The organism is Microbacterium sp. NPDC007973, from assembly GCF_042958465.1.
GTDB classification, from domain to species: Bacteria; Actinomycetota; Actinomycetes; order Actinomycetales; family Microbacteriaceae; genus Microbacterium; species Microbacterium galbum.
Genome location: NZ_JBIBJJ010000004.1, coordinates 339,363 through 352,508 on the forward strand (window position 1 = coordinate 339,363; position 13,146 = coordinate 352,508).

General features: G+C 71.7%; 12 protein-coding genes and 1 tRNA gene. 5 read left to right on the forward strand and 8 right to left on the reverse strand.

Annotation, left to right across the window (positions count from 1 at the left end; genetic code table 11):
• Window positions 1-5: 5 nt before the first annotated feature.
• Both ACFZA2_RS14340 and ACFZA2_RS14345 read left to right on the forward strand, forming a co-directional pair.
• Window positions 6-1,250, forward strand: a complete 1,245-nt coding sequence (locus tag ACFZA2_RS14340; protein ID WP_391406130.1) for a DUF58 domain-containing protein — start codon at window positions 6-8, stop codon at window positions 1,248-1,250.
• Window positions 1,237-3,549, forward strand: coding sequence for a DUF3488 and DUF4129 domain-containing transglutaminase family protein (locus tag ACFZA2_RS14345; protein WP_391406133.1), 2,313 nt, complete (start codon window positions 1,237-1,239; stop codon window positions 3,547-3,549). The genes ACFZA2_RS14340 and ACFZA2_RS14345 overlap by 14 nt, the downstream gene beginning before the upstream one ends.
• A gap of 46 nt (window positions 3,550-3,595) precedes the next feature.
• Here ACFZA2_RS14345 and ACFZA2_RS14350 read toward each other — a convergent pair.
• From ACFZA2_RS14350 to ACFZA2_RS14365, 4 genes are all read right to left on the reverse strand, one after another.
• Window positions 3,596-3,687, reverse strand: a tRNA-Ser gene (locus ACFZA2_RS14350).
• A 113-nt stretch (window positions 3,688-3,800) separates the two neighbouring features.
• On the reverse strand, window positions 3,801-4,730 hold the full coding sequence (locus ACFZA2_RS14355; protein WP_391406135.1) for an acetamidase/formamidase family protein: 930 nt from the start codon (window positions 4,728-4,730) through the stop codon (window positions 3,801-3,803).
• A complete protein-coding gene (locus ACFZA2_RS14360; protein WP_391406138.1) occupies window positions 4,727-6,148 on the reverse strand; it encodes an APC family permease in 1,422 nt (473 codons plus the stop codon). Before ACFZA2_RS14360 ends, ACFZA2_RS14355 begins: the two co-directional genes overlap by 4 nt.
• 68 nt (window positions 6,149-6,216) lie before the next feature.
• Window positions 6,217-7,107, reverse strand: coding sequence for a proline iminopeptidase-family hydrolase (locus ACFZA2_RS14365; protein WP_391406141.1), 891 nt, complete (start codon window positions 7,105-7,107; stop codon window positions 6,217-6,219).
• 78 nt (window positions 7,108-7,185) lie between these two features.
• Between ACFZA2_RS14365 and ACFZA2_RS14370 the strand changes: the two genes are divergently transcribed.
• Window positions 7,186-7,929, forward strand: a complete 744-nt coding sequence (locus ACFZA2_RS14370) for a FadR/GntR family transcriptional regulator (protein ID WP_391406144.1) — start codon at window positions 7,186-7,188, stop codon at window positions 7,927-7,929.
• A gap of 70 nt (window positions 7,930-7,999) precedes the next feature.
• On the opposite strand, the gene ACFZA2_RS14375 is transcribed toward ACFZA2_RS14370, so the two are convergent.
• Together ACFZA2_RS14375 and ACFZA2_RS14380 are read right to left on the reverse strand one after the other, a co-directional pair.
• Complete coding sequence (locus ACFZA2_RS14375) at window positions 8,000-8,620, reverse strand: GNAT family N-acetyltransferase (protein ID WP_391406147.1); 621 nt, start codon at window positions 8,618-8,620, stop codon at window positions 8,000-8,002.
• Window positions 8,617-8,988 (reverse strand): MerR family transcriptional regulator, encoded by a 372-nt coding sequence (locus ACFZA2_RS14380; protein ID WP_391406150.1) that lies wholly within the window; start codon window positions 8,986-8,988, stop codon window positions 8,617-8,619. Before ACFZA2_RS14380 ends, ACFZA2_RS14375 begins: the two co-directional genes overlap by 4 nt.
• A 121-nt stretch (window positions 8,989-9,109) precedes the next feature.
• Here ACFZA2_RS14380 and ACFZA2_RS14385 point away from each other — a divergent pair, with 121 nt between their 5' ends.
• A complete protein-coding gene (locus ACFZA2_RS14385; RefSeq protein ID WP_391406153.1) occupies window positions 9,110-10,603 on the forward strand; it encodes a SulP family inorganic anion transporter in 1,494 nt (497 codons plus the stop codon).
• Window positions 10,604-10,625: 22 nt separating this feature from the next.
• Here ACFZA2_RS14385 and ACFZA2_RS14390 read toward each other — a convergent pair whose 3' ends face one another.
• Window positions 10,626-11,561, reverse strand: coding sequence for an AraC family transcriptional regulator (locus tag ACFZA2_RS14390; protein ID WP_315994918.1), 936 nt, complete (start codon window positions 11,559-11,561; stop codon window positions 10,626-10,628).
• A 507-nt stretch (window positions 11,562-12,068) separates the two neighbouring features.
• On the opposite strand from ACFZA2_RS14390, the gene ACFZA2_RS14395 reads away from it, so the two are divergent.
• Window positions 12,069-12,413, forward strand: coding sequence for a hypothetical protein (locus ACFZA2_RS14395; protein WP_315994919.1), 345 nt, complete (start codon window positions 12,069-12,071; stop codon window positions 12,411-12,413).
• A gap of 120 nt (window positions 12,414-12,533) precedes the next feature.
• Here ACFZA2_RS14395 and ACFZA2_RS14400 read toward each other — a convergent pair whose 3' ends face one another.
• On the reverse strand, window positions 12,534-12,983 hold the full coding sequence (locus ACFZA2_RS14400) for a MarR family winged helix-turn-helix transcriptional regulator (RefSeq protein WP_391406158.1): 450 nt from the start codon (window positions 12,981-12,983) through the stop codon (window positions 12,534-12,536).
• Between the last annotated feature and the right edge of the window lie 163 nt (window positions 12,984-13,146).

The window sequence follows — 13,146 nt, forward strand, 5'->3', positions numbered from 1 at the left end:
CCCGGGTGAGGCGGTTCTGGCCGTTCACGGTGCGCGGCACGGGGGCGCTGCTGCTCGCCGTGGCGGCCTTCGTGATCGCCCAGCGCGCCGGTATCCCCGAGCTGCTGTACTTCGCGACGCTCCTGGCGGCGCTGCTCGTCGCGTCGGCGGTCGCTCTGCTGCTGACCCGGGGATCGGGCGCCGTCACGCGTGTCGTCTCGCCCGAGGTGCCGGAGGTCGGGGGCCGCGCGAGCGTGACCGTTCGCGCGGGTATCCAGAGCGCACTGCCGACGGCCCCGGGCCGGTGGCGGGACGCGCTGCCGGCGGGACTGACGGGGGCGGCCGAGGGGGCGTCGCCGACGATCTCGTCGAGCCTCAGCGGTGCGGCCTCCACGATCGAGGTGCGCTACGACGTGACGGGGGCTGCGCGGGGGGTGCACGCCCTCGGACCGTTCGAGGTCACCACCACCGACCCGTTCGGGCTGGTGCGCCGGCGCATCGCCCTCGGCCGCACCACCGCCGTGACCGTGGCCCCGACGGTGCGCGATCTCGCGGCCCTCCCCGTCGCCGCGGGCGAAGCGGGCGGATCGCGGCAGACCACGACGCTGCAGATCGGCCAGGGCTCCGACAACCTCGTCGCCCGCCCGTACGCGCCCGGCGACTCGATGCGCCGCATCCACTGGCGGGCCACCGCGCACCGCGACACGCTCATGGTGCGTCAGGAGGAGCAGGAGGCGAGCCCCGCGGCCACGATCGTTCTCGACCGCGCCCTGTCGCGCTGGTCTCCGGTGGCCGCCCACGCCCCCGGCGGCGACGCGGCGTTCGAGACGGCCGTCTCGGCATGCGTCTCGGCGGTCGCACGGCTCGTGCACGAGGGGTACACGGTCGACGTCGTGGACAGCGACGGTCAGCTTCTGGCCGATCCGGTGGAGGGCGGCGACGACTCCGACGCCCGTGCCACCGCGGCGGCCTTCGCGAGCCTGCGTGCGCGCCCGGACGACGGGACACGACGTGTCGTCCCCGCCACGGCGGCGGGCCTCACCGGCCCCGTGATCGTGGTCACCGGGGCCTTGCACGCGGACGACCGCGAGGCACTGAGGGCCGTGGCCCAGCGCTCCGCCCTTCCGATGCTGCTGGTCGTGGCCGAGAACGCCGATCTGGACTCGTTGCGCGCGGGCGGCTGGCGCGCGGCGCAGGTGCATCCCGGTGGCGATGTGGCCGCGGCATGGGACGACGCGATCGAGCAGGGGTACGCCCGTGTCGGTCGCTGACATCACGCAGTTGCGCACCGCTCGGCGGCGGCGCGACGCCGCGCTGCTGGCGGCGGGACTGTACGTCGCGATCATCGCGGCGCTGCTGCCCGCGTTCTCGGTGATCGCCCCCGGCGCGTGGGTGGCCGGCGCGGCGGCCCTGTCCGCCGCGGTGCTCGGGGCGGGGCTGCTCGTGCGGCTCGCGCACCTCCCCGCCGTGGTCGCCACCATCATCGAGGCGGCGGTCTGGATCGTGGGGCTCACGCTGCTGTTCGGTCGCTCGACCGCCCTGCTCGGCGTCATCCCCACCCCGGCGACCTTCGCGACGGTGCCGGGGCTGCTCTCGGGCGCCTCCGAAGAGATCCGCCTGGGGGTGGCCCCCGTGCCGCCCGAAGCCGGGCTGAGCTTCCTGCTCGTCGCGGCGGTGGGCGCCCTCGCCCTCGTGCTCGACCACGTCGTGCTGACGGCGCGCATGCCGCTGCTCGCGGGCGTCGGCCTGGTCGCGGTCTCGCTCATCCCCACGATCGCGATCCCTTCCGACGTCGACGTCGCCGGTTTCGTGCTGCTGGCCACCGCGCTGCTCTTCCTGCTCCGCATCGACACGCGGGCCCGCGCCGCAGCCCCCGTGCCGCGGCGCCCCTCCGTCCGCGCGCCCGGTCGGCTGGGGGTCTCGGCCACGGCCCTCGCCGTCGCCGTGGTCGCGGTGATCGTCGCCGTGGTCGCCACCCCGCTCCTCCCCCAGCCCGGCCTGCGTTTCGCCACCGGTGGATCGGGCGGCACGGGCACGACGATCAACCCCAACCTCGAGCTCGGCAACGATCTGCGCCAACCGCGCGAGGTCGACGTGCTCACGGTGCGGACGACGGCCCCGACGGCGCCGTACCTGCGGGCCGTGACCCTCTCCCGCTTCGACGGAGCGGTCTGGTCACCCGACAGCTCCGACACCGTGCCCGTCCCGGGCGACGGAGCAGTGTTCAGCCCGGTCGAGACCGACGCCGACATCGCCCGCGTCGACTGGACCACCGACGTCACCGTCGACGCCCTCGACAGCCCCTGGCTGCCCGTGCCCTACCCCGCCGCGACCGTCACCGGGCTCGACGGCGAGTGGCTCGGGATGCCGCAGAACCGCACGGTCGTCACGCGCGCGGGTTCCACGCGCGATCAGCAGTACGAGGTGCAGGCGAGTGTGCCGCGACCGACGCTCGAGCAGATCCGCAGCCGCTCGGTGGGCGACCCCGGCCTGAGCGCCGATGTCAGCGCCCTGCCCGCCGATGTGCCCTCGGTCATCGGCGACACGGCCCGCGAGGTGACGGCCGGGACCTCGACCCCCTACGACGCCCTGCTCGCGATGCAGACGTGGTTCCGCAGCAGCGCGTTCCGGTACTCGCTCGACGCACCGGTCGACGCGGGCTTCGACGGCGCGGGACTGGACGCGGTCGCCGATTTCCTGCAGGTGCGCGCCGGGTATTGCGTGCACTACGCCTCCGCGTTCGCGGTGATGGCGCGCTCGCTCGGCATGCCGTCGCGCATCGTCGTCGGATACCTGCCGGGAACGGCTTCCAGCATCCCCCAGCAGGGTGGCACCGAGTACACCGTCACCTCGAGCCAGCTGCACGCGTGGCCGGAGGTCTACTTCCAGGGCATCGGCTGGGTGCCCTTCGAACCGACGAACAGCCTCGGGGTGCCGACGAACTTCGCGTCGGGATCCACCTCGAACGGCGGCTCCTCGCCCGCCACCCCCGAACAGGATGCCGCTGCCCCCGACGCCCAGCCGTCATCGGCGCCCTCGTCGGCCGACCGCGGCGACGTGGGGACCGTGGACACCGGCGCCGCGGCGACGAGTGCGCGTCCGGGCGCTGCCTGGGTGCCCGTCGGGATCGTGGTGCTGGCGCTGCTCGTGGCCGCCTTCGTGCCGGCGCTGTTGCGTGTCGTCCGGCGCCGCCGACGTCTGAACGCCGCGGGCGCGGGGGATGCCGTGGCCGCGTGGACCGCGCTGCGGGAGGACGCGGTCGATCTCGGCATCCCGGCCCCCGGCGCCGAATCGCCTCGCGCCTTCGCCGCGCGACTGGTCGAGGAGCACGGCGTCGCCGCCGACGACGCCGACCTGCTGCGGGAGGCCCTCGAGCGCGTCAGCTATGCCGGTGACGCGCCCGACCCCGCGCACGGACCGGCGCTGGCCGCGGCGGTCGATCGCGTCCGAGCGGGCCTGCTCGCGCGGGCGACCCCGGCCCGCCGCGCGCTCGCGCGAGTGCTGCCCCGCTCGCTCGTGGTGCGTCCGGGAGCGGTGGATGCCGAGCGCGAGAGCGCGAGAATGGGCTGAACGGCGAAGAGCGCCACCCTCGATCTCGAGGATGACGCTCTTCGTGTGGCGGAAGTGACAGGATTTGAACCTGCGAGGCGAGTTACCCCGCCTACATGGATTCCAGCCATGCTCCTTAGGCCGCTCGGACACACTTCCAACAGGAAAGCTTACACGGCTGCCGAGCCCGCCCGAGTCACGGCCGCGTCCGGCCCGCCCCGCGCGACGCGAGCCCGCGCGCACGCCGCAGCCGCGGCGCTCGCCCGGTCGCGTCAGAGCACGTCCTTCGGCAGCCGGTGCAGCGTCACCGCCCCGACCGCGCGGAAGGGGTGCAGGGGGTCGGGGGCCGTCGACCCCGTGGGCCCGCCCAGTTCACTGTGGACGACCGCGCTCATCACGGCGTAGGCGTCCATCGCGTCCCACCCGTGTGCGCCGACGAGGGTGTCGAAGACGTCCTCGTACCCGCGTCGGATGCTCTCCTGCACCGGGTCGCCGAGACCGACGAAGATCCACTCGTCGGCGGTCTCGACGCGCGGCGCGCGGTAGCCGGCATCCTTCACGAGATCGATCGAGACCACCGCGACGCCGGCGGCCTCGATCGCCACGAACGACGACTCGCCGCGGGCCATGACGGCGTGGATGTCGCCGATCGACAGCAGCGCACCCTCGACCTCGACGGGCAGGTAGACCGTGGCGCCCGGGGCGACGTCGGTGAGGTCCATGTTGCCGCCGAGCGACGTCGTCGGCATGACGGTCGAGTTCACGCCCGCCGCGGGTGCGGTGCCGATGCACCCGATCATCGGACGCGCGGTGACCACGTGGCGGTCGGTGAGGTGCACGCCCACGGCGTCGATCGGGATGCGACGGCTGACGACCCGATCGGGCATGCGGTGCTGCAGCGCGCCGGCCCCCGGCAGGCTCTGCGACCAGCCGTACGGCCCGAGGCGGATCTCGTGCACGTGCACCGCGAGCGCATCGCCGGGCATCGCGCCCTCGACGTAGACGGGCCCGGTGACCGGGTTGATCGGGGCGCGCAGGGTGGCGAGATCCCCGTGCTCGTGCAGTTCGGCGTATACGGCGTCGTCGGTCTCGAAGGAGATCGTCGCGCCCGTGCCGGGGGTGACGCGCAGGACGGGTGCGACCGCGGCGTCGAAGCCCGGACGGCCGAGCTCCTTGCCGAGCGCGTGGGTGACGCTCGTCACGAGGCCACCTCGCCGCCGCCCTCTCCGGCGGTCGCGGTGGCGTGCTCGGGCAGGGGCCCGGTGGCGCCATCGTTCCTGCGGGCGAAGACGGCGTACACGACGCCGCCCACGACCAGCCACAGGATGCCACCCACCTTGGCGGTGATGTCGGCGTTGAGCAGCACATAGCCGATGATGAGGAACCCGATCACCGGCACGACGAGGTGCAGCAGGTAGTTCTTCGACTTCTTCTTGCCGAGGTAGTACACCGCGACCGAGACGTGCAGCAGCAGGAAGCCGAGCAGTGCGCCGAAGTTCACCAGCGACGAGATGACCGCGATCTGGCCGACGAAGAACAGCACGAGCACGAGCGAGATCGCGCTGACCGACAGGATCGCCGCGAGCGGCACCTGGCGCGCGTTCACCTTCGACAGGAAAGCGGGAAGGCGCCGGTCGCGGCTCATCGAATACAGCAGTCGTGAGGTGGCGGCTTGAGCGGCGACGGCGTTGGCGATGCCCACCGCGACGACGTTGACGGCCAGGAACGCCGTGGCCCAGCCGGATCCCGCAGCCTGCGCGACGAGCAGGAAGAAGGCGTTGTTGACGTCGTCGTCCGAGAACGCGATCGTTCCGGCGGCCAGGGCGCTGGCGAACCACGTCTGCGTGACGAACAGCACGGCCACGACGAGGAGGGCGATGATCATCGCGCGGCCGCCCGACTTCCGGTCGCCCGTGGACTCCTCGGCCATGGTCGAGATGCCGTCGAAGCCGAGGAAGCTCAGGACCGCGATCGACAGGGCGGTGGCGATGAGCGCGGGGTTGACCTTCTCGGCATCCCACACCGGGGCGATCGAGAACTCGGCCCCGGGGATCGCCCCGGAGGAGAGGGCGACCATGGCGATCACGACGAAGATCACCACGAAGAGGAGCTGGATGCCGAGCATGACGCGGTTCGCGAGCTTGATCGAGCCGATGCCGAGCACGTTGATGACGGTGTTGATGATCACGAACGCGACGGCCCAGATCCACTGCGGCACGTCGGGGAAGATACCGGCCATCGACGACGCCGCGAACACGTAGAGCAGGGTGGGGACGAGCAGGTAGTCGAGCAGGATCGCCCACCCGGCGAAGAAGCCGACGGTGGGGTGGATGCCGCGACCGACATAGGAGAAGACCGAACCGGCGATCGGGAAGGCCTTCGACATCTGCGCGTAGGCCAGCGCGGTGAAGATCATGGCCACGACGCCGGTGATGTACACCAGCGGCACCATCCCGCTCGCGGCGTTGTAGACCACGCCGAAGATCGCCCACGGGGCGATCGGCACCATGAAGACCAGGCCGTAGACGACCAGGTCGAGAGTGGACATGGAGCGCTTGAGCTCCTGCTTGTAGCCGAAGGATTCCAGCGATTGCTGGGCTTCGGGGGCGGACTTCGACATCGGGGCTCCTGATTCGGGTTCGGGTGGGGCGGGTGCGGTGGGGGCGGGACGGGTTCGCTCGGGGCGCGTCAGGGAAGGGGTGCGAGGAAGTCGGCGATGACGCCGCGGAAGACGTCGGGCATCTCGAGGTGCGTGCAGTGGCTGGCTCCCGCGAAGACGTGGGAGCGGGCGCCGGCGATGCGCTCGACGAACGGCGCCCACGTCTCGGGCGTGGCCTCGTCGTACTCCCCCGCCACGACGAGGGTGGGCACCGCGATCTGCGGCAGGCGGTCGATGATCGTCCAGTCGCGGCCGGTGCCGACGACGTGGAACTCGTTGGGACCGTTCATCGTGTGGTACACCGTCGGGTCGGCGAGCATCTGCGCCTCGCTGTCGACGAAGTCCTGCGGCATGGGCGTGATGCGACAGACGTGACGCTCGTAGAAGACGCGGGTGGCCTCGACGTAATCGGGGTGGTCGAGCGTGCCGTCGGCCTCGTGGCGATCGAGGGCCTCGCGGTTCTCGGCGGGCAGCTCGGACCGCAGGCGCGCGGCACCCTCGAGCCAGAGCTGCATGGATGCCGGGGAGTTGCAGATCATCAGGCCCTGAAGCCCCGCCGGCCGGCGCACGGCGATCTCCGCACCGAGCATGCCGCCCCAGGACTGCCCGAGCACGTGATACTCGTCGAAGCCCAGCGCCCCGCGCAGATGGTGGAACTCGTCGACGAAGAACTGCGGCACCCACTGCTCGACGGGAGCGTCGGGATGGTGCGAGCTGCGTCCGCAGCCGATCTGGTCGTAGTGCACGACGGTGCGGCCGGTCATCTCGGCGAGGGCGTCGAGATTCTTCACGTAGTCGTGCGCCATACCGGGGCCGCCGTGGAGGACGAAGAGCGGCGCGCGGCCGGTGGGTTCTGCGGGCTCGGTCAGGCGGGCCCAGGTGAACCCGTCATGGAACGGAACGGTGATCTCGCGTTGCATGGAGTCATCGTGGACCCGTTAAAGGTGTGTTGGCAAACCTTTTCTGCGGATTTAACATGGGGGAAACGACGGGAGCCCATGGCCGAGACCGACGACGCCTCCCTGGTGGAGCGCGTGACCGAGCGCCTCATCACCGCCGTCGCGGTGGGCGAATTCCTGCCCGGCACGCGGCTGCCGGCCGAACGCGACCTCTCGCCCCTGCTCGGAGTGGGCCGCACGACGGTGCGCGCCGCCCTCGATGACCTCTCCACCCGCGGGCTGATCGAACGCCGCCGTGGCCGCAGCGGAGGGACGTTCGTGGCGCAGCACTGGCCCGACTCGGTGGTCGTCGGCGTCGACCGGTGGTTCGAGGAGCGCTGGAGCGACCTCGTCGACGCCTGCACGGCGAGCTCGATGCTCCACTCGTCACTGGCTCGGCTCGCGGCCGAACGACGCACGGATGCCGATATCTCCACGATGCGCGACCGCCTCGCCGCCTTCCACGCGGCACCCTCGGGCGACCCGAAGCAGCGGGCCGACAGCCTGCTGCACCTGTCGATCATCGACGCGGCCCACAACACGGCCCTGCGCGACATCCTGCTCGAGCACGAGCGCCATCTCTCGCTCTCGGCCCCCGCCCACCCGTGGGGCGACCGCGAGAGCCATCGACGCATGGAGTCCCGCGCCGCGCGCGAGCACGACGCGATCGTCGACGCGATCGTCACGGCCGCCCCCGACGAGGCGGCGGAGCTCGCTCGCCGTCACGTGCAGATCGATCTCGAACTGTTCACCGAGGCCCGGGAGTTCGCGCGCCGCCGCGCCGCGCAGGCCGCGGCCGGCTGACCCGCCCTGCCCGCAGCGTCCACGAGACGGCGTGCGACGGACATCTCGACTGCAGGATGTCGCCGGGTCGTCAGCGGGCTGTCGTCTCGGCGTCGAAGGCGCGCGCGCCGGGCTCGGCGGACGACAGCCGCGCCTGGAGCCCCGCGCGCACGTCGGGCCACTCGTCGCGGAGGATGGAGAAGTACAGCGTGTCGGCGACGGAGCCGTCCGGCGCGATGCGGTGCCGGCGCAGGCGTCCCTCCGGCGTCGCGCCGAGCCGTTCGATGGCGCGGGCGCTGCGCTCGTTGCGCGCGTCGCATCGCAGCGCCACGCGGTTCACTCCCCAGGTCTCGAAGGCGTGGCCGAGGAGGAGGAGCTTGGCGGCGGGGTTGGTCTTCCCGCCTTGGAACGCGCGTCCGTACCACGTCGTCCCGATCTCGACCCGCCCCTGCGCGGGCACGTACTCGTAGAACGTGGTCGATCCGCGAACGGCGCCGGTGCCGGCATCCCGCACGGTGAAGGCGAACAGCCCCGGGGTGGCGAGCTGTCTCTCGACGTGCGCGGCGTAGGCGTCGACCGAGGTCGGCCACGGCGTCGTCATGCGACTCCACAGGTCGGGGTCGGTGAGGGGCCACGCCGCGGCGGCGTCGGACGGGTCGGCGGGAGAGAGACGGATGCCGTGCCCCTCGAGCGCGATGTCGTGGGCGGTCATCGCGCCTCCAACTGCGCGATGAACTCGTCGGCAGCGGCGACCTTGCGGCGCAGGTCTTCGCGGCGCTGCTGCGCCTCGTCGCGGATGCCGGCGAACCGATCCCGCAGCGCGGTGTCGCCGGGATCGGCCTCGAGACCGTCGACGACGCTCAGCAGCTCGCCCATCTGCTCGAGCGAGTAACCGAGCGGCTTCATGCGCCGGATGAGCAGCAGGCGCGATTCGTCGTCGGCGGTGTAGAGCCGGAACCCGCCCTCAGAGCGGGCCGAGGGACGCAGCAGGCCGATCTCGTCGTAGTGGCGGAGCGTGCGGATCGACAGCCCCGTGCGCTCGGCGAGCTCGCCGATCTGCATCGGACGCTCCTCGGTCATGGCATCCCCGATCCCGCAAACCTCACGTTACGGTAGAGTTCTTCTCGGTCGCGGTTGCGACCCCTCTATTCTTCCCCGCGCCGCCGCGGGTTCCCACCGAGCCCCCCTCAGGAGCATCGACATGACCGACGTCCTCGCGCGTGCGCGCCCCGAACCCACCGTCCTGCAGGCGCTGCGTTCCCCGCGCCTGCTCACCCGCGAGGTGCTCGCCGGTCTCGTCGTGGCGATCGCCCTCATCCCCGAGGCCATCGCATTCTCGATCATCGCCGGCGTCGACCCGCGTCTGGGACTCTTCTCGTCGTTCGTCATGGCCGTGGCCATCGCGTTCCTCGGCGGGCGTCCCGCCATGATCTCGGCGGCGACCGGAGCGATCGCGCTCGTGATCGCCCCCGTCGCCCGCGAGCACGGCGTCGACTACCTCCTCGCGACCGTGATCCTCGGCGGCATCCTGCAGGTGATCCTGGGACTCGCCGGTGTCGCGAAGCTCATGCGCTACATCCCGCGCAGCGTCATGGTCGGGTTCGTGAACGCCCTCGCCATCCTCATCTTCATCGCGCAGGTACCGCAGCTGATCGGGGTGCCGTGGGCGGTGTACCCGATCGCCGCGGCGGGCCTGGCGATCATGTACCTGCTGCCGCGCGTGACCAAGGCGATCCCCGCTCCGCTCGTGGCGATCGTGCTGCTCACGGGTGCGGCCGTGGTCTTCGGCATCTCGGTCCCGACCGTGGGCGACCAGGGCGCCCTGCCCGAGAGCCTGCCCGCGCTGCTGATCCCGAACGTGCCGTTCACCCTCGACACGCTCGGCATCATCTTCCCGTTCGCCGTGGCGATGGCCGTCGTGGGCCTGCTCGAGTCGCTCATGACCGCAGCCCTCGTCGACGACATCACCGACACTCCCTCGTCGAAGACGCGCGAGTCGCTCGGCCAGGGCGCCGCGAACGTTCTGTCGGGTCTGTTCGGCGGAATGGGCGGCTGCGCGATGATCGGCCAGACGATGATCAACGTCAAAGCCTCGGGGGCGCGCACCCGGATCTCGACGTTCCTCGCCGGCGTGTTCCTGCTGCTCCTGGTGCTGGCGTTCGGCGACGTCGTCGCGATCATCCCGATGGCCGCTCTCGTGGCCGTGATGATCGTCGTGTCCATCGCCACCTTCGACTGGCACAGCATCCGCCCCTCGACCCTGCGCCGGATGCCGCTGAGCGAGACCATCGTCATGGTGCTGACCGTCGCCGTCACGGTGTGGACGCACAACCTCGCGATCGGTGTCGGAGTGGGCGTCGTCGCGGCCGCGGTGCTGTTCGCACGCCGCGTGGCTTCGCTGACGAGCGTCACCCGCTCGGTCGACGGGGACACCGCCCGCTACGTCGTGGAGGGCGAGCTCTTCTTCGCTTCGAGCAACGACCTCACGACCCGGTTCGCGTACCACCGCGACCCCGCGCACGTCGTGATCGACCTGTCGCGCTCGCACGTGTGGGACGCCTCGACCGTCGCCGCGCTCGATGCCGTGCGCACGAAGTACGCCCACCTCGGCACGACCGTCGAGCTCGAGGGAATGAACGACACCGCGGCCCGCTTCCACGATCGCCTCAGCGGCGGCCTCGGCGCCGGGCACTGACCGGCGGTCGCACCGATCGGCGTCAGGAGCGCAGGGTCGACGAGGGCGTCTCGCCGAACTCCCCGCGGTACATGGCGGCGAAGCGGCCGAGGTTGGAGAAACCCCAGCGCGCGGCGATCGCCGCGACCGTTTCGACCGAGGGGTCGGCGCTGCGCAGTTCCGCCCGCGCGGCGTCGAGGCGCACCCGCCGCAGATACTGCATCGGCGTGCGACCGGTGGCGGCACGGAAGGCGTACTGCAGGCCGCGCGGCGACAAGCGTGCCGCCTCCGCGATGTCGGCGAGCACCACGGGTTCGGCGGCGTGCGCTTCGACGTAGGCCTTCGCCCGACGCACGGGCGCGGGCAGGGGTCGCGACGGCCGGCCGGCGGCGAGGGCGTCGGTGAAGGTCGTCGGGAAGGTCATGAGAGAGGCTTCGAGCATGAGCGTGCGCGCCTGCTGCTGGATGAGCGGGGTGCGCTCCGGCGAGCGCAACAGCACGTCGCGGGTGTACTCCCACGTGCGCGACCAATAGCGCAGACGCTGCTCGCTCACGGGGGCATGGCCCGTCGCCCGGACGCGCAAGCCTTCGTCCCCCGACAGACGACGCGCGGCGTCGTCGAACTCCGTCCGCGTGAATGAGACGCCGGTGCCCGCGATGCGACCCGTGAAGGCGATCTCCAGCGGACGGTCGACCACCATGAAGGGGACCGCGGTGTCGATGCGTTCGCGGCGATAGGTCCCCACCACCCGCGGGCCGGCGATGCGGCCCACCACCACCTGATCGAGCGGGTCGGATTCGACCAGCATCGTCGACCCGATCGTGTAGTCGCAGAAGCCGAATCCCGGCTCGGACGCCGCGTGCCACGCCATCGCGGGCTGAATGGCATCCGCGCGGGCGATGCGGGCTCCCGGAACGATGGTCTGCCACAGGTGCTCCACCGTCTCGGCGTCGCGGGTCTCGATGTTCGTATGCTCCACGCAGGCTTCCTAAATCGTCCGAGAATGTGCGGCAAGACCATTGCGTCGACAGGCGCCTTGCCGATATGGGAACGCTCTCACGCGCTGCAATGCACAGATCGACGATGACGCACCCGACCAGCGACGGTCGGCGCGGATGACCCCCCATCCGCATTCACCGTATCCATCAAAATGCGGAAAATGCGCATTTCGGCGCCGTCGGCCGCCGGACGCGAGCGAACAGCCGGGAAGCGCAGCATCGCGGAGCGAATGTTGACCCGTCGCCGCACCGCGGCGAGCATTCGCAGGCGGCATCTCGATGCAGCGACCCGACCGCTCCCGCTCCCCGGCGCGGTGGTCGGAGGCGTTCCGGCGCGGAGCTCGTGACTCCGCGCTGGAACGTCCGATGGTCTCCTTCCCCTCGCCGTCGATCCCGATGCGATCGCCGTCATTCCCCCCGCCGTGCGTCCGGCCGCCGTCATAATGGGTGCGGCGCCCGTTCGGCGCCCCGCCAGTCGAGGGGACCCGATGCCGTTTCGCACAGTGACCACGCTGCAGTCGTGGATCGACGATTTCCGCGCCCTCGGCTACGACGACGCGGACATCCTCCGCGTCATCCCGCAGGACAACGACGACGGCGGGGATGCCGGGCTGATCGCCGCCCAGCTGCGCAGCGTATCGACCACCTTCTACGTCGCCCCCGGCTCCGAGCAGGGCGCCACCGACTGGTCGGTCACCTTCGAACCGCGCGAAGACGCCGCTCCCCTGCCGGCCGGCCGCGTGATGGCCCTCGCGGGAGAACTCGCGACCCTGGCCGCGCTGTGCTCGTTCCTCCAGGCCCGCTCGGAAGCCTTCCTCGCAGCCGCCGAGTAGTTCGACTCGGCGCGTCGCGTGCCGTCCGTCCACCGACGCTCGGTGGGCGGGATCCCGAGGCGACGTCGCGAGATCGCAGCAGCCGGACGCGTGACCGGATGCCCGCGTCGTCCCCGGCCGTCAGCGTCGCGCGTGCGCGACGAGCTCGTCGACGACCCGGGCCACGCGGTCGGCCAAGGCCGGGTCCATGCGGGTGACGGCATCCTCGATCGCCGCGTCGAAGGCCCGCAGCTCCGACCACGGCGGGGCATCAAGATCGACGATGGCCGTGATGTGGTTCACGCGGCGGTCCTCGGCGTCCAGATCCCGTTTGACCGCTCCCCGCTGGACGAGACGGTCGATGAGGGTGGTGACCCCGGCCGAGGTGATGCCGAGATGGTCGCGCACGTGCGAGGGGCGCGCTCCGGGGTTGTCGCCGATGAACAGGAGTGCCCGGGCATCGAGCTCGTTCAGCGACAGGGCGCGGCGAGCCTCGGCGGCGGCGGTGCGCCGCGCCTCACCGTAGGCGAGAAGGGCGCGCCCGAGCGCCGACCCGGGGAGGGGCGACAGCGGGGCTTCGGATGACTGCACGACCCATGATCGTACTCATTCCGCGGCGGCGCGCACGACCGTTGCGACCGGCCGTCGGGCGGGTCCGTCCATCGGACGCTTTCCGAAGCGAACCGGCCGCCTCGCGCGTTGCACGCCATCCGCACCGGGGCAAGGCCCGAGGCGCAGCGGTGGTTCCGGACCT